The following is a 21,486-nucleotide window of genomic DNA, read 5'->3' as shown; positions in this document are numbered from 1 at the left end:
CACGCGTCACCCCTCACCGTCGCCGGACCAAAGAGCCGTATAACCGTGGCCCATCCTGCCGCGCCGGCCGGGTTCACGACCGGCTCTCGGCACACAAAACCCCGACCGCGAGGCGGCCGGGGTGTGCTCGGTATGGGTTGTCGTGACTCACGAACCCGTGGGCACGGAGTCAGTCGCCTCCGTCCACAGGTCCTGCTCGGCGCGATCCGCCTGGATCTGGCGGTACACGAGGAGCCCGCCGATGGCGGCCAGTGCGACCAGGAGAAGCTTCTTCACCGCGCGACCTCGTCTTTCGTTGACGTAGGGGACCTCTGCCGCCCGACTATACACACCGACCGATACCGATCGGTGACCTGAGTCGGCCCTCAACTCCCATCCCGGGAACCGGGATAGAAGCGGAGTTCACCGCTCCGATCGGAGGGTGATCACACCCCGACGGACGGTTACTTTGACCTCACTTCGCCCTTTTCTTCACCTTTTCGACCTCTTTGCACCCATCCGGGTGGTGTTCATCTGAACATCGACGCGCCACGGGCGGAGATCCCCCACTTCTCGACCCCCATACACATCATGAGGGAAGTACGCAAATCGCCCAACCCGAAAGTGAGGGGTTATGGCCCGCAACAAGGTCATGAACCTGTGGACCGCCATCGTCACCGCCTTCCTCGCGCTCTGCACGGCGCTCGGCCTGATCACCACGACCGCCGCCGCGGCCGTACCGCAGACCGAGCAGAAGAGCAACAGCAACGGCGCGAGCATCCCGCAGCAGCGGACGGCGGCACCGGCGACGTTCCCCTGGTCCTCACCCAGGGCCCTGCCCCCCACGATGAAGCAGCGCATCCGCGCCGAGGCGCACGGCAAGACCCCCCGCTGCCGGCACCGCTCGCCCGCGGACACACAGGCCGCCCCCGTCCCCGACTGCACCGACGAGGACCCCGACGCGGAAGCGGACCATCTCACGCCCCTCCAGCGCTGAACCCCCGGAACAACGCCCCGGCGATCCTGCGTACACAGCCCGGCAGCTCGGCAGAGCGGCCGGGCTTACGCATGTCCCGGCCCAGCCACCGCCGCAACCGCGCGCCGGTCGCTCGTGCGGCGGCTCTCGGGGTCATGCAGGAAATTACGACAGCTTCTTGTACATGTGGACATCCTCGGCACCACCGGGGAACCCCAGGGTTCTGCCGGTCTAGATGTATCCGTGGCGCTGGTAGAACGCCGGGGCCTGGAAGGTGAACGACGACACGCAGGCACGATCGCAGCCACGCAGCCGTGCCTCCTCCTCCGCGGCCAGCAGGAGTTTGCCTCCCCAGCCGTCCCTGCGGCTGTCCTCCCGGACCCAGAGCATCTCGATGCCGAGCAGCCCGCCCCATGTCCAGGCGGACAGGCCCCCGAGCAGTTCCCCGGTGTCATCAACGGCCTTCACCGACAGTGCGCCCTGGTCGGCGGCAGTGGTCCCGGTTGCGGGAAAGTTGACCTCGTCCAGCCCACTGGACAAACGCTCGTTGAGCTCCGCATCGCGGTGCCCGACGCTCACTGTGGCGTCCGAGTGGTCATGCGCCATGTCGCAGAGTGTGGCCTACGTGCACGGCCCAGTAAGCCATGCATGTCAAAGACCCCCAGCCGGTATCGACTGGGGGTCTTTTCGCTGGTGGGGCTAACAGGATTTGAACCTGTGGCCTCATCCTTATCAGGGATGCGCTCTAACCAACTGAGCTATAGCCCCGCCGCGCTCTGCGGGGTGTCTCCCGCGCGCTGACTCCTGAAGATTAGCGCACGACATGGGCAGTCCCAAAATCGGTTGTCGGGACTACGTCAGGACAGCGGCACCGGTGACGTCACTCGTCCTCGGCGAGGGTCAGCTCGACGCCGCCCACGAAGCCCGCGGACAGGTTGTAGATGAACGCGCCCAGGGTCGCGAGGGCCGTCGCCAGGACGACGTCGATGACCGCGATGACCGACGTGAACAGCAGGACGTTGGGCAGCGACAGGAAGGCCTGCAGGTCGAAGCCGTTGGACTCGTTCGAGCCGGTGGCCTCGGAGATCGTGCCGCCGACCGACGAGAAGACGCCCATCGCGTCCATGACCATCCACAGGACGGCGGCCGCGACGATCGTGCAGATGCCCAGGGCGATGGAGAGCAGGAAGCTGACCTTCATCACCGACCACGGGTCGGCCTTGGCCACCCGCAGCCGCGCCTTGCGGACCCGCGGCGTGGTGCTGGCCCCCGTGCGGGGACGCCGTACGGCACTGGTCGCGGCGCCCGCTCCCCCCGCGGCCGCCGCCTGCTGCGCCGGGTAGGCCTGCGGCGGGTGGTACGGCCCGGCCTGCTGCTGCGTCTGCCGTTCCCCGGGCAGCGGCGAGGCCGTGCCCGGCTCCTGCGCGGCCGGCTGCGGCTGCGCGCCGGAGGCGGACGCGCCCGTGCCGGCCTTGGGCTGCTTGGTTTTCGGACCTCGGGTGTCCGTCACAGTTCCCCCCTGTGATTCATGCGAGTCAGGCGACGGCGCGTCCTTGGTCGGGGACTTGATCGCCTTCAGGTTGGTCGTGTGCGGGTCCGCCGCACGCGCGGCGGAGCCACGACCGCCGTCGTCCGCTTCCGTACCCCTTGAGGTACCGGCCGGTCCGGCGCCCGTGGCTCCGCTCACGCTGACTCACTCCTCGTCCCTACTCGGCCGAGGGCGCCTCACCCTCGTCCGTGCCGGTGACGGCACCCTCGGCGGACTCGTCGACGACCACGTCGCCGTCGACCTCCTCCGCCTCGCGTCCCGCCTCGGCGTTGCGAGCGATGCCCACGACGGCATCGCGCTTGCCCAAATTGATCAGTTGGACGCCCATGGTGTCACGGCCGGTTTCCCTGATCTCGTTGACTCGCGTACGAATCACACCGCCCGACAGCGTGATGGCGAGGATCTCGTCGGTCTCCTCGACCACCAGCGCGCCGACGAGGGACCCACGGTCCTCGACGATCTTGGCAGCCTTGATGCCGAGGCCGCCGCGACCCTGGACGCGGTACTCGTCGACGGCGGTCCGCTTCGCGTACCCGCCGTCTGTGGCAGTGAACACGAACGTACCGGGTCGAACAACATTCATCGAGAGCAGCTCGTCACCCTCGCGGAAGCTCATGCCCTTGACACCCGAGGTGGCACGGCCCATGGGCCGCAGGGTGTCGTCCGAGGCGGTGAACCTGATCGACTGCGCCTTCTTGCTGATCAGAAGCAGATCGTCGTCTGCCGAGACCAGCTCGGCTCCGATCAGTTCATCGTCCGACCCGTCCTCCATCGACCGGAGGTTGATCGCGATCACACCGCCGGAACGGGGCGAATCGTAATCCTTCAGAGGCGTCTTCTTCACAAGTCCGGCCTTGGTGGCGAGCACGAGGTAGGGAACCGCCTCGTAGTCGCGGATCGCCAGGATCTCGGCGATCGCCTCGTCCGGCTGGAAGGCGAGCAGGTTCGCGACGTGCTGACCCCGCGCGTCCCGGCCGGCGTCCGGCAGCTCGTAGCCCTTGACGCGGTAGACGCGGCCCTTGTTGGTGAAGAACAGCAGCCAGTGGTGCGTCGTGGACACGAAGAAGTGGTCGACGATGTCGTCTTCCTTGAGCTTCGTGCCGCGCACGCCCTTGCCGCCGCGCTTCTGGGCGCGGTAGTCGTCGGTCTTGGTGCGCTTGATGTAGCCGCCGCGGGTGACCGTGACGACGATGTCCTCCTCGGCGATCAGGTCCTCGATGGACATGTCGCCCTCGTAGGGGATCAGTGTCGTCTTGCGGTCGTCGCCGAACTTCTCGACGATCGCGGCCAGCTCGGCGCTGACGATGCCGCGCTGGCGGACCGGGGACGCGAGGATCTCGTTGTACTCGTTGATCTTCGCCTGGAGTTCGTCGTGCTCCTGGACGATCTTCTGTCGCTCCAGGGCGGCCAGTCGGCGCAGCTGCATCTCGAGGATGGCGTTGGCCTGGATCTCGTCGATCTCCAGCAGGCTCATCAGGCCGCCGCGGGCGATCTCGACGGTGTCGCTGCGCCGGATCAGCGCGATGACCTCGTCGATGGCGTCCAGGGCCTTCAGCAGGCCGCGCAGGATGTGCGCCCGCTCCTCGGCCTTGCGCAGCCGGAAGCGCGTCCGGCGGACGATGACCTCGATCTGGTGCGTCACCCAGTGGCGGATGAACGCGTCCAGCGAGAGCGTGCGCGGCACGCCGTCCACGAGCGCCAGCATGTTGGCGCCGAAGTTCGTCTGCAGGTCGGTGTGCTTGTAGAGGTTGTTCAGCACGACCTTGGCGACCGCGTCCCGCTTCAGCACGATGACCAGGCGCTGGCCGGTACGCGACGACGTCTCGTCACGGACGTCGGCGATGCCGCCGATCTTGCCGTCCTTGACCAGGTCGGCGATCTTCTGGGCCAGGTTGTCCGGGTTGACCTGGTACGGCAGCTCCGTGACCACCAGGCACTGGCGGTTCTGGATCTCCTCGACCTCGACGACCGCGCGCATGGTGATGGAGCCGCGGCCGGTGCGGTACGCCTCCTCGATGCCCCTGCGGCCGACGACGAGCGCGCCGGTCGGGAAGTCCGGGCCCTTGATGCGCTCGATGAGGGCGTCCAGCAGCTCCTCGTGCGAGGCCTCGGGGTTCTCCAGGTACCACTGGGCGCCGGCGGCGACCTCGCGCAGGTTGTGCGGCGGGATGTTGGTCGCCATACCGACCGCGATACCGGCCGAACCGTTGATCAGCAGGTTCGGGAAGCGGGCCGGCAGGACGGTCGGCTCCTGGGAGCGGCCGTCGTAGTTGTCCGTGAAGTCGACGGTCTCCTCGTCGATGTCACGGACCATCTCCATCGACAGCGGCGCCATCTTGCACTCGGTGTACCGCATGGCCGCGGCCGGGTCGTTGCCCGGGGAGCCGAAGTTGCCGTTGGAGTCGACGAGCGGCATGCGCATCGACCACGGCTGGGCCAGGCGCACCAGCGCGTCGTAGATGGAGGAGTCGCCGTGCGGGTGGTAGTTGCCCATGACGTCGCCGACGACGCGGGCGCACTTGTAGAAGCCGCGCTCGGGGCGGTAGCCGCCGTCGTACATGGCGTACAGGACACGGCGGTGGACGGGCTTGAGGCCGTCACGGACGTCAGGCAGCGCACGCGAGACGATGACGGACATCGCGTAGTCGAGGTACGAGCGCTGCATCTCCGTCTCGAGCCCGACGGGCTCGACGCGCATGGCCAGGGCGTCACCCTCGGGCGTCGTCACGGGAGTGTTCTCGTCGGTCATTGCTGGTGAAGATCCTTCCTGGTGCGGTCAGCTGAGACCGACTCAGATGTCGAGGAAGCGGACGTCCTTGGCGTTGCGCTGGATGAACGCGCGGCGGGCCTCGACGTCCTCGCCCATGAGGACCGAGAACAGGTCGTCGGCCTGGGCGGCGTCGTCGAGGGTGACCTGACCGAGGACGCGGTGCTCCTGGTCCATGGTCGTGACGCGCAGTTCCTCGGCGTTCATCTCACCGAGACCCTTGAAGCGCTGCACGGAGTCGTCCTTGATGCGCTTGCCGGCGTTGCGGCCCATCTCGATCAGGGCGTCACGCTCGCGGTCGGAGTACGCGTACTCGAAGTCGTCCTTGCCCCACTTGATCTTGTAGAGCGGCGGGCGGGAGAGGTACACGTGCCCGGCCTCGACCAGGGGCCGCATGAAGCGGAACAGGAAGGTCAGCAGCAGGGTGTTGATGTGCTGGCCGTCGACGTCGGCGTCCGCCATCAGGATGATCTTGTGATAGCGGAGCTTCTCGATGTCGAAGTCCTCGTGGACTCCGGTGCCGAAGGCCGAGATCAGCGCCTGGATCTCCTGGTTCTGAAGGATCTTGTCGATCCGCGCCTTCTCGACATTCAGGATCTTGCCGCGGATCGGGAGGATCGCCTGGTACTGCGGGTTGCGGCCGGACTTGGCCGAGCCGCCGGCGGAGTCACCCTCGACGATGAAGATCTCGCACTTGGTGGGGTCGTTCGACTGGCAGTCGGAGAGCTTGCCCGGCAGGGACGCGGTCTCCAGCAGGCCCTTGCGGCGGGTCAGGTCACGGGCCTTGCGGGCCGCCACGCGCGCGGTGGCCGCCTGGATGCCCTTGCGGATGATGTCCGCGGCCTCGTTCGGGTTGCGGTCCAGCCAGTCCGCGAGGTGCTCGTAGACGACCTTCTGGACGAACGTCTTGGCCTCGGTGTTGCCCAGCTTGGTCTTCGTCTGGCCCTCGAACTGCGGCTCGCTCAGCTTGACCGAGATGATCGCCGTCAGACCCTCGCGGATGTCGTCGCCCGTGAGGTTGTCGTCCTTCTCCCGCAGCAGCCTCTTGTCGCGCGCGTACTTGTTGATCAGCGAGGTCAGCGCTGCCCGGAAGCCCTCTTCGTGCGTACCGCCCTCGTGGGTGTGGATGATGTTCGCGAAGGAGTACACGCCCTCGGTGTAGCCGCCGTTCCACTGCATGGCGATCTCGAGGGACAGCTGCCTGTCCTTGTCCTCGGCCTCCAGGTCGATGACGGTCGGGTGGACCGCCTCGCCCTTGCGGGAGTTGAGGTACTTCACGAAGTCGACGATGCCGCCCTCGTAGTAGTACGAGACGGCCTTGACCTCGTCCTTCTCGTCCGCACCGGCCTCGTCGGCGCCGGCCGTGGCCTTCGCCGACTCGCGCTCGTCGGTGAGGTTGATGCGCAGGCCCTTGTTGAGGAACGCCATCTCCTGGAAGCGCCGCGAGAGCGTCTCGAAGGAGTAGTCGGTGGTCTCGAAGATGTCGCCGTCGGCCCAGAAGGTGACCGAGGTGCCGGTCTCGTCCGTGGCCTCGTGCTGGGCGAGCGGGGCCGTCGGGACGCCCATCTTGTAGTCCTGCGTCCAGCGGTGGCCGTCGGTCTTCACCTCGACGGAGACCTTGCTGGACAGGGCGTTCACGACCGAGACACCGACGCCGTGCAGACCACCGGAGACCGCGTAGCCGCCGCCGCCGAACTTGCCGCCCGCGTGGAGCACGGTCAGCACGACCTCGACGGCCGGCTTGCCCTCGGACGGGACGATGCCCACCGGGATGCCACGGCCGTTGTCGACGACGCGGACACCGCCGTCGGCGAGGATCGTCACCTGGATCGTGTCCGCGTGCCCGGCCAGCGCCTCGTCGACGGAGTTGTCGACGACCTCGTACACGAGGTGGTGCAGACCGCGCTCACCGGTCGAGCCGATGTACATGCCGGGTCGCTTGCGGACCGCGTCCAGACCCTCGAGGACGGTGATGGCACTGGCGTCGTACGAGGCGGTGACCTCGCTGTTGGAGGTGATCGCCTCGCTGCTCACGCCTTCGTCGGTGGACGGGATGTTCTCGTTGGGGTTGCCGGAATCGGCCACGAAGCGCCCTTTCTGGCACAGCACGAGCCAGGCTCGTCGGCGGGTTGCCGGAGCGGCTGCGGCATGTTGCGTTGGTAAGCCTTGATCAGCGTTGCTCAGCTTTTCCCGGACGGTCCCCAGCGAGTGGGGCGGGATTGCTTCCAGTCTACCGGTAGCACTGACACTGATGGGGGTTTGCCGGTACCTGAGTCCGCATGTGCCGCCCTCGACGGGTCTCGTCCTACTCCCGATATACGGATGGGGGCTCCAAGAGGCTCACGGAGGCACTCAGCGCTTCCGACCGTCAACCCTTGGCTACTTCGGAGTCAGGTCGCGATTCGCAACCGTGTGCGGGCACACGACGGGAGCACCGCCGGCCCTCCGAAACGGCGGACGGGAGCCATCGATGTGAAGTCGGTCACGTGCTGTCGACGGGTGGGAAACCGGTGCCGATCAGCCGTAAGTATCGCCCGGACCGGTGCTGCCGGGGGCGCGCAGCGGCCCGTAGCGGCGCGCGGGGCCGCCGGGGCCCTGCACCTTGATCAGCTTCACCGTGCCGTGACCAAGGTCCTCGTTGAGGCGCGCGACCAGCGTGGGCGCGAGCAGCCGGAGGTTCGTCGCCCAGGCCGTCGAGTCGCAGCGCACCGTCAGGACCCGCTCGTCCTCGTCGTACCTCTCCGGCACACAGTGCTTGGCCACGTCCTCACCGACGATCTGCGGCCAGCGGCCCATCACACCGCCCACCGCGGCCGGCGCCTCCCAGCCGCGCTCGGTGATCAGCCGGTTGATCGCGGAGCCGAGCGCCATGGGATCGCGCCCGTCGGCGCGCGCCCCGGAGCGCAGACCACCGCGGCGCGCCTGCTTCTTCTGCTGCGCCGCGTCCCCACGCGCGCGGGCGGCGTCCTTCGCGGCGCGCAACGCCACGCGCGCGAGATCGACGCCGGAAGGCTCGGGAGACCTGGGGGACTTGGGAGGCTCGGGGGCGCCGCCGGATGTGTTCTCCGTCATACGCGCTCCACCGTCCCCTCGGACACGGCGAACCGCGTCCCGGACAGCACATGCGGTACGTCGTCGTCGACCGCCGCCGTCACCAGAACCTGCTCGCCCGGCGCGACCAGCTCGGCGAGACGCTCACGGCGGCGGGTGTCCAGCTCGGCGAAGACGTCGTCGAGCACCAGCACCGGCTCGTTGCCCTCCGCCCGGAGGAGGTCGTACGAGGCCAGACGCAGCGCCAGCGCGTAGGACCAGGACTCGCCGTGCGAGGCGTAGCCCTTGGCGGGAAGCTGACCTAGCTTGAGCACCAGGTCGTCCCGGTGCGGGCCGATCAGGGTGACACCACGCTCGATCTCCTGCTTGCGTGCCTCCGCGAGCGCGGCCGTCAACTGCTCGAAGAGGTCCTCACGGGTGTGCGCATCACCCGGCGCGGACGGCTTGTACTCCAGCGCGACCGGGCCGCCGCCGGGCGCGAGTTGCTCATAGGCCTTGTCGGCCAGCGGCTGGATCGTGGCGATCAGGTCCAGACGCTGGGCGAGCAACTCGGCGCCCGCGCGCGCGAGATGCTGGTCCCACACGTCGAGAGTGGACATGTCCATGCTGCGACCGCCGTGCCGGCGGGCCAGCGCGGCCGACTTCAGCAGGGTGTTGCGCTGCTTGAGGACCCGGTCGTAGTCGGAACGCACCCCGGCCATGCGCGGAGAGCGCGCGGTGATCAGCTCGTCGAGGAAACGACGCCGCTCACCGGGATCGCCCTTGACCAGCGCGAGATCCTCCGGAGCGAACAGCACCGTCCGCACGATCCCCAGCACATCCCGGGGCCTGACCTGCGAGGACCTGTTGATCCGGGCCCGGTTGGCACGCCCCGGGTTCAGCTCCAGCTCGACCAGCTGCTGCCGCTCACCCTGCCGGACCTGCGCCCGGATGATCGCGCGCTCGGCGCCCATGCGGACCAGGGGCGCGTCGGAGGAGACCCGGTGGCTGCCGAGGGTGGCCAGATAACCGACGGCTTCCACGAGGTTGGTCTTGCCCTGCCCGTTCGGCCCGACGAAGGCCGTCACCCCGGGGTCGAGCGGGACCTCGACCCGGGGGTACGAACGGAAGTCGGCCAGCGACAGATGCGTGACGTGCATGGTCGTTTCGCCGACCTCCCCGGGCGTTCGTGGACTGCGGTGCGGTCCTGTGGACTACTTCTCGGCTGGACTACTTCTTCTCGACCGCGTGGCCGCCGAACTGGTTCCGCAGCGCCGCGATCATCTTCATCTGGGGCGAGTCCTCCTGACGGGAGGCGAACCGCGCGAACAGCGACGCGGTGATCGCCGGCAGCGGCACCGCGTTGTCGATGGCGGCCTCCACCGTCCAGCGTCCCTCGCCGGAGTCCTGTGCATAACCCCGGAGCTCGTCCAGGTGCTCGTCCTCGTCGAGCGCGTTGACCGCCAGGTCGAGCAGCCAGGAGCGGATGACCGTGCCCTCCTGCCAGGAGCGGAAGACCTCCCGGACGTCGGTCACGGAGTCGACCTTCTCCAGGAGCTCCCAGCCCTCGGCGTAGGCCTGCATCATCGCGTACTCGATGCCGTTGTGGACCATCTTCGCGAAGTGGCCCGCGCCGACCTTGCCGGCGTGCACCGAGCCGGAGTCACCCTCCGGCTTGAGAGCGTCGAAGACCGGCTGCACCTTGGCGACGTGCTCCTTGTCGCCGCCGTACATCAGCGCGTAGCCGTTCTGCAGGCCCCAGACGCCGCCGGAGACACCGCAGTCGACGAAGCCGATGCCCTTGGCCGCCAGCTCCTCGGCGTGCTTCACGTCGTCGGTCCAGCGCGAGTTGCCGCCGTCCACGACGACGTCGCCGGGCTCCAGGAGCTCGGCAAGCTGGTCGATCGTGGTCTGCGTGGCCTCACCGGCCGGGACCATCACCCAGATCACGCGCGGGCCGCTGAGCTTGCCCACAAGCTCTTCCAGGCTGTGGACATCGGCGAGGTCCGGGTTGCGGTCGTATCCGAGGACGGTGTGACCTGCGCGGCGGATCCGCTCGCGCATGTTGCCGCCCATCTTGCCGAGGCCGACGAGACCGAGCTCCATCAGTTGTGTTCCTTAGGTTCTGCGACGTGGCGTGGCGGCACGTGCGTACCGCGAGGCACTTTCGTACCCGCGTCCGAGCCTAAACCCGGACGCTCGCGCACATCTGTGGGCATACGCGCTCAGTCGTACGCCCTCACCTGCAGGTTTGCCCTCAGCCTGTGGACAGCCGCCGACGCTGCCCGCTGCCTCGCGCGGGCTCAGCCGCTGAGGCGCACCGGCATGATCAGGTACTTGTAGGCGTCGTCCGCCTCGGCGTCCAGCGCGGGCTTGCCGCTGAGCAGGGCGGGCTTGGTGGACGTCGTGAACGACAGCTGGGCCACCGGGGAGTCGATGGCGCTCAGGCCGTCCAGCAGGAACGTGGGGTTGAAGGCGATCGAGATGTCGTCGCCCTCGAGCTGGGCGTCCACCCTTTCCACAGCCTGTGCGTCGTCACTGGAGCCCGCCTCCAGGATGAGCACGCCCTGCTCGAAGCTGAGCCGCACCGGGGTGTTGCGCTCGGCGACCAGGGCCACACGCTTGACGGCCTCCACGAAGGGGGCGGTCTCGATGACGGCGACGCTGTTGAACTCCGTCGGGAACAGCGTGCGGTACTTCGGGAGGTCGCCCTCCAGCAGGCGGGTCGTCGTACGGCGGCCGGCGCCCTCGAAGCCGATCAGGCCCTCACCGGAGCCCGAGCCGGACAGCGCCAGGATCACCTGGTCGCCGCTGGTCAGAGCCTTGGCGGTGTCCAGGAGCGTCTTGGCGGGCACCAGGGCGACCGCGGACGCCTCCGGGTTCTCCGGCTTCCACAGGAACTCGCGGACCGCGAAGCGGTAGCGGTCAGTGGACGCCAGCGTGACGGTGTCGCCCTCGATCTCGATGCGGACACCCGTCAGGACCGGCAGCGTGTCGTCACGGCCGGCCGCGATGGCGACCTGGGAGGCGGCGGAGGCGAAGACCTCACCGGGGACCGTGCCCGTGGCGTTCGGCATCTGCGGGAGGGCCGGGTACTCCTCCACAGGCAAGGTGTGGAGTGTGAACCGGGACGAGCCGCAGACCACGGTCGCCCGTACACCGTCTGTGGAAATCTCCACCGGCCGGTTGGGGAGCGCGCGGCAGATGTCCGCGAGCAGGCGGCCGGAGACCAGGACCGTGCCCTCCTCGTCGACCTCGGCCTCGACCGACACCCGCGCGGAGACCTCGTAGTCGAAGCTGGAGAGGCTCAGCTGGCCCTCCTCGGCCTTCAGCAGCAGGCCGGCGAGGACAGGCGCCGGCGGACGGGCCGGGAGGCTGCGTGCCGCCCAGGCCACTGCCTCCGCGAGTACGTCGCGTTCCACCCGGATCTTCACTGTTGCCGCCTCCTGCTGTTGCCGGCGCTTCTCGCTCTGCCTGGCCCTCGTCGTCTGTCTCGGTGTCGACGGTCCCTGTGACGGGGAGGACACCGGGGACCAGTCTGACGCACCGCACTGACAGTAGGTGCCTCTCGGGGTCAAGTCGTGACGAGGGGCAGCCGGGCACCGAAGAGCGAGTTGTGCACAGGGCCCCCTTCGAAACGGATTCCCAGCTCTCTCTAGTCGGGAGTAGTAGTAGGGGCTGTGGATACCGTGGATAACCTCGTTTGCCCAGCTCAGGGCAGGAATTTTGTCCACGGGTCCTGTGGGTGGAGGCGGTGGACAACCGGGCGTATCTGTGGAGAACAGAAAGTTCTGCACACGCCGTGCACAGGGTGAGGCGAGTTCTCCCCAGCGCTGTCCCCAGCTTTACCCACCTTTCCCACAGCCCAACCCGGCACCTTTGTGTGACGCCTTTCACTCGACCCGGTGAGGAGGCGCGTCGCGTTGCCGAACAGTGGACAGGCATGTGGAGAAGCGACCGTTCGCTGGGGACAACCGCCCCCAGCCTGTGGGTAGCCGGTGGACAACTTGGTGCACAGCCTGTGGATCACCCCGTCGTCCACAGTCTGTGGAGATCCTTCGTCCACGAATCCACAAGCACCTGAGCTGGTCTGATGGTCTTTCAACAGGGGCTGCTGTGGACACGATCTGGACAACTCCCCGGTCCCCAGGATGTGGACGGCAGAAAGTCCCCGAATCTGTGGAGGGAGGCCGTAACCCGGCGACTATTCGAACAGCGGGTTGCGATCAGGTGCCTGGGGATGGGCGCAGACATCCGCACCAGCAGGGTCCGGAGGGGCTTGGAAGGGCTCGATGAGGGCTCGCCGAAGGCTCGGGAGGCCGCAGGGAGGGGGCCGCTGAGCCTGCCTGTGCCGCACCAGGGGCTTCTGTGAAGGAAAAAGGGCGCCCCCGAAGCCTCAGGGGCGCCCTCAGCGGCGGACGGCCGTCGCTGTCAGCCGTTCTTGATGCGGTTGGTCAGCTCGGTGACCTGGTTGTAGATGGAGCGGCGCTCGGCCATCAGGTTGCGGATCTTGCGGTCCGCGTGCATCACCGTGGTGTGGTCGCGGCCGCCGAACAGCGCGCCGATCTTCGGCAACGACAGGTCCGTCAGCTCACGGCACAGGTACATGGCGATCTGCCGGGCGGTGACGAGAGCCCGGCCGCGCGAGGTGCCGCACAGGTCCTCGACGGTCAGTCCGAAGTAGTCCGCCGTCGCGCCCATGATGGCCGTCGAGGTGATCTCGGGAGCCGAGTCGTCGCCGCCCGGGATGAGGTCCTTGAGGACGATCTCCGTCAGGCCCAGATCCACCGGCTGCCGGTTGAGCGACGCGAACGCCGTGACCCGGATGAGCGCGCCTTCCAGCTCGCGGATGTTGCGCGAGATCCGGGACGCGATGAACTCCAGCACCTCGGGCGGAGCGTTCAGCTGCTCCTGCACCGCCTTCTTGCGGAGGATCGCGATCCGCGTCTCCAGCTCGGGCGGCTGGACGTCCGTGATCAGACCCCACTCGAAACGGTTCCGCAGTCGGTCCTCCAGTGTCACCAGCTGCTTCGGCGGCCGGTCGGAGGACAGCACGATCTGCTTGTTGGCGTTGTGGAGCGTGTTGAAGGTGTGGAAGAACTCCTCCTGCGTCGACTCCTTGTCCGCCAGGAACTGGATGTCGTCGACGAGCAGGATGTCCATCTCGCGGTACCGCTTGCGGAAGCTGTCGCCCTTGCCGTCGCGGATGGAGTTGATGAACTCGTTGGTGAACTCCTCCGAGCTCACGTACCGCACCCGCGTGCCCGGGTAGAGGCTGCGTGCGTAGTGCCCGATCGCGTGCAGCAGGTGCGTCTTGCCGAGCCCGGACTCCCCGTAGATGAACAAGGGGTTGTACGCCTTCGCCGGTGCCTCGGCCACAGCGACCGCGGCCGCGTGCGCGAAGCGGTTGGAGGCGCCGATCACGAACGTGTCGAAGAGGTACTTGGGGTTCAGACGTGCGGTGGGCTCCCCCGGGCCGGTCGCCGGCGCGGGCTGCGCGGCCAGCGGCCCGGGCGCACCCGTCGTGGGCAGGTTCGGGCCGACGGGTCCGCCCCGGTGCACGTGCCCGGAGCCGGCCGGCGGCTCGGGCAGTTCCCGGCGCACCGGATCGCGCTGGTCGTAGTCGGGGCGTGGCGCCTCGTATTCGGAGCGCGGCTGCTCGTAGGAGGGGCGCTCCATGGGCTGCGGGCGGTAGTCCTGCGAGGAGGACCCGTAGGAGTCCTGCGGGGTGTACGAGTCCTGTGAGCCGTACGTGTCCTGCCCGGGTGACGCGTACGGGTCACGCTCGGGGAAGCCGAGGCGCTGCTGCTGCCATCCGTATTCGTCCTGCTGAGACGGCCGGGGCCAGGCGCCGGGCTCGGGGCGCTGGTACTCGGACGGGTACGCGGGACGGGCCGTGGGAAGTTGATCTGCGCGCGTAGGCGGAAGCTGGTCAGCGGCCGGTCCGGGCAGCTGGTCGGCGCGGTGGCGGCCGTATCCCTCGTACCCGTCGCGGTCCTGGCGGTCCTGGCGGTCCTTGCGGTCATAGGCGTCACGGTCGGGACGGTCATATCCGTCACGTTCCGGCCGGTCGTAGCCGTCGCGGTCCTTGCGGTCGTATCCGTCACGCTCGGGACGGTCGTATGCGTCACGTTCCGGCCGGTCGTAGCCGTCGCGGTCCTTGCGGGCGGCCGGGAGCTCGGGCTCCTCGTAGCGCGGCTGGGGGCGGGCAGGAGGCGCCGGCGCGGTGGGAGGTTCGCCCGCGGAGTCGTCGACGGTGATCGCGATCCGGATCGGACGGCCGCACTCGCGGCTCAGCGTCTCGCTGACGACCGGCGCCAGCCGGCCCTCCAGTACGCCTTTCGCGAACTCGTTCGGTACGGCGAGCAGGGCGGTGTCCGCGACCAGCGCGAGCGGCTGGCAGCGCCGGATCCAGTGCTCGTCCTTCCCTTCGACTCCCTGACCGCGGCCCTCCCCGAGGAGCTGCTCCAATACGCGTGGCCACACTGCGGCAAGATCGGCAGGTACGTCAGCCACAGGGCACGCTCTCTCACAGGTCCCACGAACGTGTGGTTCTGGGACGGCTCGGGATGTAAATCGGGTGGGGCAGGGATAAGGGAACGAATCGGAGTTCCGTCACGGTAGTCAGGGCGGCCGGTAGGGTTCAAGTTGTTGTCCCCAGCCTGTGGACAAGTGTCTCCCGACGACTCCTGGTTTGACCGGATGGCGTAGCCGCGCGTACCGTAACCAGGTCGAGTTGTCGATGGCTGCTGCCGCCTGCCTCCGATGGGCACAGATCATTTGGGTGATCGGTCAGCGGTGCACTCGGGCGTAACTGCGAGCTACTCGTGGGCGCACGGTGACAGCCAGGACGGCACCCCGCAACCACCGATTCTTTCTGGAGCCCCCGAGTGAGCAAGCGCACCTTCCAGCCGAACAACCGTCGTCGCGCGAAGACCCACGGCTTCCGGCTGCGTATGCGCACCCGTGCCGGCCGCGCGATTCTCGCGTCCCGCCGTAGCAAGGGTCGCGCCCGTCTGTCCGCCTGATTCCGATCAGGTCATGACGTCGTGCTGCCCACCGAGAACCGGCTGAGGCGGCGCGAGGACTTCGCGACCGCGGTACGGCGAGGCCGTCGGGCAGGACGCCCGCACCTCGTCGTCCACCTTCGAAGCGGTGCCACGGACCCGCATGCGCCTGGGGAGAGCGCTCCCCCGACGCGTGCGGGTTTCGTCGTGAGCAAAGCAGTGGGTGGCGCGGTCGTGCGCAACAAAGTGAAGCGCAGGCTTCGCCACCTGATGCGCGAGCGAGTCGCCCAGCTGCCCCCCGGTAGCCTGGTAGTCGTACGAGCGCTGCCCGGATCGGGCGACGCCGACCATGCACAGCTGGCCCGAGACCTGGATGCCGCTCTCCAGCGGTTGCTGGGAGGGGGCGCGCGATGAAGTACCCGCTGCTGGCTCTGATCAAGCTCTACCAGTGGACGATCAGTCCGCTGCTCGGGCCGGTCTGCAAGTACTACCCGTCGTGTTCCCACTACGGCTACACGGCCATCGACCGGCATGGTGCCATCAAGGGAACGGCACTCACGGCATGGCGCATCCTGCGGTGCAATCCGTGGTCGCTGGGCGGTGTGGACCATGTCCCGCCGCGCAAGCGCCCGCGGTGGCACGAAATGCTGCGTAACGCGTGGCGTGCACGCAAGGGCGGGCCCTCCGCCGCCGGACCGGCCACCGAGGGACAGACTTCTCCCACAAGTCCGTCGAGTCCTTCGAGCCCGGCCGCAGAGACACCGTCCCATGCCCAAGGAGCATGATTAGTGGACACGATTGCCAGCCTCTTCAGCTTCATCACCACACCCGTCTCCTGGGTCATCGTCCAGTTCCACACGGTGTACGGCGCCATCTTCGGCCCTGACACCGGGTGGGCCTGGGGCCTGTCGATCGTGTCCCTGGTGATCCTGATCCGTATCTGCCTGATCCCGCTCTTCGTGAAGCAGATCAAGGCCACCCGGGCGATGCAGACGCTCCAGCCCGAGATGAAGAAGATCCAGGAGCGCTACAAGAACGACAAGCAGCGTCAGTCCGAAGAGATGATGAAGCTGTACAAGGAGACGGGCACCAACCCGCTCTCCTCGTGCCTTCCCATCCTGGCGCAGTCCCCGTTCTTCTTCGCCCTGTACCACGTGCTCAACAGCATCGCGTCGAACGACACCATCGGTGTGATCAACGAGAACCTGCTGCAGAGCGCGCAGAAGGCGCACATCGTCGGCGCGCCCCTGGCAGTGAAGTTCACCGACAGCTCGTCGAAGGTGGAAGCGCTCGGTGCCTCGCTCACCGATGTGCGTGTGGTCACCGCCGTCATGATCGTCCTGATGTCGGCGTCGCAGTTCTTCACCCAGCGCCAGCTGATGACGAAGAACGTCGACACCACGGTGAAGACGCCGTTCATGCAGCAGCAGAAGATGCTGATGTACGTCTTCCCGGTCATGTTCGCCGTCTTCGGCATCAACTTCCCGGTCGGTGTCCTCGTCTACTGGCTGACCACCAACGTGTGGACCATGGGTCAGCAGATGTACGTCATCCGCAACAACCCGACTCCGGGTTCCAAGGCTCAGGCCGAGTACCTGGAGCGCCTGACCAAGTACGTCACGCAGCACGACAAGGTCAGCAAGCGACGCGACCGGGCCATCGTCAAGGCCATCGTCGCCAAGGGCCGCGACCGCAATGAGTTCGAGCGCAAGTTCATCAACGGCCTGAGCAAGGCCAACCTCGCCGCCCAGGCCGATGGCACCGTGATCAAGAGCGACACCGCGGTCGCGGTTGACGCCGGGGACGGTACGCCGACCACCGCCACCGGTGCCCCGAAGCGCCAGCAGCCCAAGCGGCAGAGCAAGTCGCAGCGTCAGCACGGCGGAGCCGCCGGTGCCAAGGCTGCGGGTGAGAACGAGCCGAAGACGTCGCTGACCAAGTCCGACGAGCCCGAGGACGCCAAGCCCGCCGCCAAGAAGGGTGGCGCAAAGCCCGCCGGCGGTACCCGCAGCAAGGCCCAGTCCGGACAGCGCAAGGGTCCGCAGCGGCCCAAGTCCCCGTCCAAGAAGTAAGAAGGAGTCCATCCCGTGACGGAAGGCACCACCTCCGCCGCTGCCGAGGGTGCAGACACCCTGACTCGCCTGGAGCAGGAGGGCGAGATCGCGGCGGACTACCTGGAGGGTCTGCTCGACATCGCCGACCTCGACGGCGATATCGACATGGACGTCGAGGCCGACCGCGCCTCCGTCTCGATCATCAGTGACGCGGGCGGCCGTGATCTGCAGAAGCTGGTCGGCCGCGACGGCGAGGTGCTGGAGGCGCTCCAGGAGCTCACTCGTCTGGCCGTGCACCGGGAGACCGGTGACCGCAGCCGTCTGATGCTCGACATCGCCGGCTACCGGGCGCAGAAGCGCTCGGAGCTGTCCGAGCTGGGCGCCAAGGCCGCCGCGGAGGCCAAGAGCAGCGGTGAGGCCGTCAAGCTGAAGCCGATGACGCCCTTCGAGCGCAAGGTCGTGCACGACGCGGTCAAGGCCGCGGGTCTGCGCAGCGAGTCCGAGGGCGAGGAGCCGCAGCGCTTCGTCGTCGTGCTGCCTGCCTGATCGGCCCCTACGTTCTCCGGCCCCGTCTGTAGCGCAGGCGGGGCCGAACTTTGTCAGCCTGATAGTTCTGGTGGTTCTGATGTCGGCGCCGGGTGCGCTGACGCGGTACGGAAGGACGGTCCCCCGTGACGGAGGCAGCGGAGCTTCCCCCCGCGCCCGAGCAGGCGCGCGAGGTGTTCGGTGATCGCTTCGCGGATGCGGTGCGGTACGCCGAGCTGCTCGCCGAGGCGGGCGTGAAGCGCGGTCTCATCGGCCCGCGGGAGGTGCCCCGCCTGTGGGAGCGGCACCTGCTGAACTGCGCGGTGCTCTCGGAGGTCGTGCCCGACGGCGTGACGGTGTGCGATGTCGGCTCCGGTGCCGGTCTTCCCGGCATTCCGCTGGCGCTGGTCCGCACCGACCTGAAGATCACGCTTCTGGAGCCGCTGCTGCGGCGCACCAACTTCCTCACGGAGGTCGTGGAACTGCTCGGCCTCGACCATGTGACCGTCATGCGCGGCCGGGCCGAAGAGGTCATGGGGAAGATCCAGCCCGTCCACGTGGTGACGGCCCGGGCCGTCGCGCCGCTCGACCGGCTCGCCACCTGGGGTATCCCGCTGCTGAGGCCGTACGGGGAGATGCTCGCGCTCAAGGGTGACACCGCCGAGGAGGAGCTGAAGAGCGCGTCGACCGCGCTCAGCAAGCTGGGCGCGGTGGAGACATCCATCCTGCATGTGGGTGAGGGCGTGGTCGATCCGATGTCCACCGTCGTACGGGTCGAGGTCGGGGAGAGCCCCGGCGGGGTGCGCTTTGCCGCGAAGCGCGCCAAGGCGGCTCGCACGGGGCGGACGCGCCGACGGCGTTGAGTCGATCCGTCTTCCAGGCGCTATCCGGCCGTCCGGTACTGATCCAACTTGGCGAGTTACCTGACGACGCTGATCCGTCCTGACGACGAGACGTACTCCACACAAGCTGCCAAACCTGTGCAAGCCGGAGTGTCGCGACAGTCCGGCCTCGGCTGCTGTGCATCGTGTTTCACGTGAAACGTCGCTCACTGCTGCACGGCATCATCAGTCGTGGCCGCGCTGCGGCCGAACCCCGCGACCGCAAGCCACTAGGTTCACTCGATGAGGGACCTGAGGTATCCACAGAGGTGGATTTCTCCACAGAACGCCAGGCCTCACTGGTTCATGACCCCGAAGACATGGGAGGCTCTGTTCATTGCGAGCCTGAAGTCGAGGAGAGTGAATCCGTGCGGTCCGACGCCAACATCGCGGGACCGATGACCGATCCGGTCCCCGGTCCCCGTACCGAGTCGATGGGGGCGGATGTTTCACGTGAAACACCGCCTCCGATGGACGACACTCCCATCGGTCGTGCTGCCCAACTGGCGGTGGAGGCTCTGGGTCGGGCGGGCGAGGGTCTGCCACGGCCCGAGCAGACCCGAATCATCGTGGTCGCCAACCAGAAGGGCGGTGTGGGCAAGACAACGACGACCGTCAACCTGGCCGCCTCCCTGGCGCTGCACGGTGGCCGGGTCCTTGTCGTCGACCTCGACCCCCAGGGCAATGCGTCCACTGCACTGGGCATCGACCACCACGCCGAAGTCCCGTCCATCTACGACGTGTTGGTCGACAGCAGGCCGCTCTCCGAGGTGGTCCAGCCGGTCCCCGACGTCGAGGGGCTCTTCTGCGCCCCCGCCACCATCGATCTCGCCGGTGCGGAGATCGAGCTGGTGTCCCTGGTGGCTCGGGAGAGCAGGCTGCAGCGCGCGATCCAGGCGTACGAGCAGCCGTTGGACTACATCCTCATCGACTGCCCGCCCTCCCTCGGTCTCCTGACGGTCAACGCGCTGGTGGCGGGGCAGGAAGTTCTGATCCCCATCCAGTGTGAGTACTACGCACTGGAAGGCCTCGGGCAGCTGCTACGCAACGTCGACCTGGTGCGGGGGCACCTCAACCCCGCCCTTCATGTGTCGACCATTCTGCTCACCATGTACGACGGCCGGACGCGGCTCGCGTCTCAGGTCGCGGAAGAGGTGCGCACCCACTTCGGTGACGAGGTGCTGCGGACGAGCATCCCCCGCTCCGTCCGCATTTCGGAGGCGCCGAGTTATGGGCAGACGGTACTGACTTACGATCCTGGATCGAGTGGTGCCCTCTCCTACCTTGAGGCGGCACGAGAGATCGCGCTGAAGGGCGTCGGCATCAGCTATGACGCGACGCACGCCCATATCGGCGTACAGCAGAACGACCCGAGCATGGTGGAGGGCAATCAGTGAGCGAGCGACGAAGGGGGCTGGGCCGTGGTCTCGGCGCGCTGATCCCTGCTGCGCCGACGGAGAAGTCGGTGGCCCAGGCTGCGGCGGGGAACGCTGCTTCCACATCCCCCGCGGCAGTGCCTGCACTGCCGAACGATCGTGGGGTGGCCGCGGCGAAGGTAGCGACGCTGCCGGCTGTTTCACGTGAAACAGAGGAGCCGGTGCAGCCGACTGCTCCCGCCGCACCTGCGGCGCCCATCGGTGCGCACTTTGCCGAGATCCCTCTCGACTCCATCACGCCCAACCCGCGCCAGCCGCGTGAGGTATTCGACGAGGACGCGCTGCACGAGCTCATCACCTCCATCAAGGAAGTGGGGCTCCTCCAGCCGGTTGTCGTACGTCAGGTGGGTCCCGCTCGCTATGAGCTCATCATGGGCGAGCGTCGCTGGCGCGCCTGCCGTGAGGCGGGGCTGGAGGCGATCCCGGCGATCGTGCGAGCCACGGAGGACGAGAAGCTCCTCCTGGACGCTCTTCTGGAAAACCTGCACCGCGCCCAGCTGAACCCCTTGGAAGAGGCAGCCGCCTACGACCAGCTGCTGAGGGACTTCAGCTGCACGCACGACCAGCTGGCGGACCGCATCGGCCGGTCGCGTCCGCAGGTCTCCAACACCCTGCGTCTGCTGAAGCTCTCGCCGGCCGTGCAGCGTCGGGTCGCCGCCGGCGTGCTCTCCGCCGGTCACGCCCGTGCACTGATCTCCGTCGAGGATTCGGAGGAGCAGGACCGGCTGGCCCACCGCATCGTGGCCGAAGGCCTCTCGGTGCGAGCCGTCGAGGAGATCGTGACCCTGATGGGATCGCGGCCCCAGAAGGCTCAGAGGTCCAAGGGCCCGCGTGCCGGTGCTCGGGTCTCCCCTGCGCTGTCCGACCTCGCGACGCGGCTGTCCGACCGCTTTGAGACACGCGTGAAGGTCGACCTGGGGCAGAAGAAGGGCAAGATCACCGTCGAGTTCGCCTCGATGGAGGATCTTGAGCGGATCCTCGGCTCACTCGCTCCTGGCGAAGGGCCGGTTCTTCAGAAGAGTCTGCTGGAGGGCGACTCCGAGGAGAGCGAGTCCTGAACCTCCGATAAGGAGCATCTGCGGTGCAGGAGACAGGGCGGGCCGTGTCCGGTGTGTGCCGGAACGTGGCCCGCTCTTTCCTTTCTGGCGGTATCGATGGAATCGCATCGTCGATACGATGCGTTCGGGTACGGCGCAACGATTTGGCAGCACCTCTGAGAGGGAGGCAGGGGCCATGCGAACCATGAGCCGCACCGGACTGGTGAGCACCGGTTTGGGGCTGG

At 67.8% G+C, this 21,486-nt stretch carries 19 protein-coding genes and 1 tRNA gene; 9 read left to right on the top strand and 11 right to left on the bottom strand.

Annotated features, from left to right (window positions below; genetic code table 11):
- Positions 1-147 precede the first annotated feature (147 nt).
- On the bottom strand, positions 148-276 hold the full coding sequence (locus HNR57_RS39175) for a DLW-39 family protein (protein WP_003999697.1): 129 nt from the start codon (positions 274-276) through the stop codon (positions 148-150).
- A gap of 337 nt (positions 277-613) precedes the next feature.
- Here HNR57_RS39175 and HNR57_RS15130 point away from each other — a divergent pair, with 337 nt between their 5' ends.
- Positions 614-976, top strand: a complete 363-nt coding sequence (locus HNR57_RS15130; protein WP_184560528.1) for a DUF6344 domain-containing protein — start codon at positions 614-616, stop codon at positions 974-976.
- A gap of 210 nt (positions 977-1,186) precedes the next feature.
- Here HNR57_RS15130 and HNR57_RS15125 read toward each other — a convergent pair whose 3' ends face one another.
- From HNR57_RS15125 to dnaA, 10 genes are all read right to left on the bottom strand, one after another.
- Complete coding sequence (locus HNR57_RS15125; protein ID WP_246554633.1) at positions 1,187-1,561, bottom strand: GNAT family N-acetyltransferase; 375 nt, start codon at positions 1,559-1,561, stop codon at positions 1,187-1,189.
- A gap of 85 nt (positions 1,562-1,646) precedes the next feature.
- A tRNA-Ile gene (locus tag HNR57_RS15120) sits at positions 1,647-1,723 on the bottom strand.
- A gap of 112 nt (positions 1,724-1,835) precedes the next feature.
- Positions 1,836-2,642: a DUF3566 domain-containing protein gene (locus HNR57_RS15115; RefSeq protein WP_184560527.1), complete on the bottom strand. Its 807-nt coding sequence runs from the start codon at positions 2,640-2,642 to the stop codon at positions 1,836-1,838.
- Between the two features lie 19 nt (positions 2,643-2,661).
- Positions 2,662-5,253, bottom strand: a complete 2,592-nt coding sequence (gene gyrA, locus HNR57_RS15110; RefSeq protein WP_184560526.1) for a DNA gyrase subunit A — start codon at positions 5,251-5,253, stop codon at positions 2,662-2,664.
- 42 nt (positions 5,254-5,295) lie between these two features.
- Positions 5,296-7,356, bottom strand: a complete 2,061-nt coding sequence (gyrB, locus tag HNR57_RS15105) for a DNA topoisomerase (ATP-hydrolyzing) subunit B (RefSeq protein WP_184560525.1) — start codon at positions 7,354-7,356, stop codon at positions 5,296-5,298.
- A gap of 432 nt (positions 7,357-7,788) precedes the next feature.
- The gene (locus HNR57_RS15100; protein ID WP_184560524.1) at positions 7,789-8,343 is read right to left on the bottom strand and encodes a DciA family protein; all 555 of its coding nucleotides are present in this window, start codon (positions 8,341-8,343) and stop codon (positions 7,789-7,791) included.
- Positions 8,340-9,461, bottom strand: coding sequence for a DNA replication/repair protein RecF (recF, locus tag HNR57_RS15095; protein WP_184560523.1), 1,122 nt, complete (start codon positions 9,459-9,461; stop codon positions 8,340-8,342). The genes HNR57_RS15100 and recF overlap by 4 nt, the downstream gene beginning before the upstream one ends.
- A 70-nt stretch (positions 9,462-9,531) precedes the next feature.
- A complete protein-coding gene (gene gnd, locus HNR57_RS15090; protein WP_184560522.1) occupies positions 9,532-10,407 on the bottom strand; it encodes a phosphogluconate dehydrogenase (NAD(+)-dependent, decarboxylating) in 876 nt (291 codons plus the stop codon).
- Positions 10,408-10,604: 197 nt separating this feature from the next.
- Positions 10,605-11,735 carry a DNA polymerase III subunit beta gene (gene dnaN / locus HNR57_RS15085; RefSeq protein ID WP_033309904.1) on the bottom strand — a complete coding sequence of 377 codons (1,131 nt, stop codon included), beginning with the start codon at positions 11,733-11,735 and terminating at the stop codon, positions 10,605-10,607.
- Between the two features lie 997 nt (positions 11,736-12,732).
- The gene (dnaA, locus tag HNR57_RS15080; RefSeq protein WP_184560521.1) at positions 12,733-14,817 is read right to left on the bottom strand and encodes a chromosomal replication initiator protein DnaA; all 2,085 of its coding nucleotides are present in this window, start codon (positions 14,815-14,817) and stop codon (positions 12,733-12,735) included.
- Between the two features lie 374 nt (positions 14,818-15,191).
- On the opposite strand from dnaA, the gene rpmH reads away from it, so the two are divergent.
- The 8 genes from rpmH (at position 15,192) to HNR57_RS15040 (ending at position 21,262) form a co-directional block, all read left to right on the top strand.
- Positions 15,192-15,329, top strand: coding sequence for a 50S ribosomal protein L34 (gene rpmH / locus HNR57_RS15075; protein WP_003956500.1), 138 nt, complete (start codon positions 15,192-15,194; stop codon positions 15,327-15,329).
- Positions 15,330-15,350: 21 nt separating this feature from the next.
- Positions 15,351-15,722, top strand: a complete 372-nt coding sequence (gene rnpA / locus HNR57_RS15070) for a ribonuclease P protein component (RefSeq protein ID WP_078625383.1) — start codon at positions 15,351-15,353, stop codon at positions 15,720-15,722.
- On the top strand, positions 15,719-16,093 hold the full coding sequence (gene yidD / locus HNR57_RS15065) for a membrane protein insertion efficiency factor YidD (RefSeq protein WP_078625382.1): 375 nt from the start codon (positions 15,719-15,721) through the stop codon (positions 16,091-16,093). Before rnpA ends, yidD begins: the two co-directional genes overlap by 4 nt.
- A gap of 3 nt (positions 16,094-16,096) precedes the next feature.
- The gene (gene yidC, locus HNR57_RS15060; RefSeq protein WP_184560520.1) at positions 16,097-17,380 is read left to right on the top strand and encodes a membrane protein insertase YidC; all 1,284 of its coding nucleotides are present in this window, start codon (positions 16,097-16,099) and stop codon (positions 17,378-17,380) included.
- A 15-nt stretch (positions 17,381-17,395) separates the two neighbouring features.
- Positions 17,396-17,908, top strand: coding sequence for a Jag family protein (locus HNR57_RS15055; protein ID WP_033309900.1), 513 nt, complete (start codon positions 17,396-17,398; stop codon positions 17,906-17,908).
- Positions 17,909-18,033: 125 nt separating this feature from the next.
- On the top strand, positions 18,034-18,750 hold the full coding sequence (rsmG, locus tag HNR57_RS15050) for a 16S rRNA (guanine(527)-N(7))-methyltransferase RsmG (RefSeq protein ID WP_033309899.1): 717 nt from the start codon (positions 18,034-18,036) through the stop codon (positions 18,748-18,750).
- Between the two features lie 338 nt (positions 18,751-19,088).
- Positions 19,089-20,165 (top strand): ParA family protein, encoded by a 1,077-nt coding sequence (locus HNR57_RS15045; protein ID WP_184560927.1) that lies wholly within the window; start codon positions 19,089-19,091, stop codon positions 20,163-20,165.
- Complete coding sequence (locus HNR57_RS15040; protein WP_184560519.1) at positions 20,162-21,262, top strand: ParB/RepB/Spo0J family partition protein; 1,101 nt, start codon at positions 20,162-20,164, stop codon at positions 21,260-21,262. Before HNR57_RS15045 ends, HNR57_RS15040 begins: the two co-directional genes overlap by 4 nt.
- Positions 21,263-21,486 lie beyond the last annotated feature (224 nt).

Origin of the sequence: Streptomyces paradoxus, assembly GCF_014202475.1 — a bacterium.
GTDB lineage: Bacteria > Actinomycetota > Actinomycetes > Streptomycetales > Streptomycetaceae > Streptomyces > Streptomyces paradoxus.
The sequence above is the reverse complement of the archived record's forward strand: the minus strand, read 5'-3'. Positions and strand labels throughout refer to the sequence as shown.

Bases quoted from the DNA above. Each gene is read 5' to 3' on its own strand.
- HNR57_RS15045 (WP_184560927.1), top strand. From the start codon at position 19,089: ATGGGAGGCTCTGTTCATTGCGAGCCTGAAGTCGAGGAGAGTGAATCC.
- HNR57_RS15125 (WP_246554633.1), bottom strand. From the start codon at position 1,561: ATGGCGCATGACCACTCGGACGCCACAGTGAGCGTCGGGCACCGCGAT.
- HNR57_RS15100 (WP_184560524.1), bottom strand. From the start codon at position 8,343: ATGACGGAGAACACATCCGGCGGCGCCCCCGAGCCTCCCAAGTCCCCC.
- HNR57_RS15130 (WP_184560528.1), top strand. From the start codon at position 614: ATGGCCCGCAACAAGGTCATGAACCTGTGGACCGCCATCGTCACCGCC.
- recF (WP_184560523.1), bottom strand. From the start codon at position 9,461: ATGCACGTCACGCATCTGTCGCTGGCCGACTTCCGTTCGTACCCCCGG.
- gyrA (WP_184560526.1), bottom strand. From the start codon at position 5,253: ATGACCGACGAGAACACTCCCGTGACGACGCCCGAGGGTGACGCCCTG.
- gnd (WP_184560522.1), bottom strand. From the start codon at position 10,407: ATGGAGCTCGGTCTCGTCGGCCTCGGCAAGATGGGCGGCAACATGCGC.
- yidD (WP_078625382.1), top strand. From the start codon at position 15,719: ATGAAGTACCCGCTGCTGGCTCTGATCAAGCTCTACCAGTGGACGATC.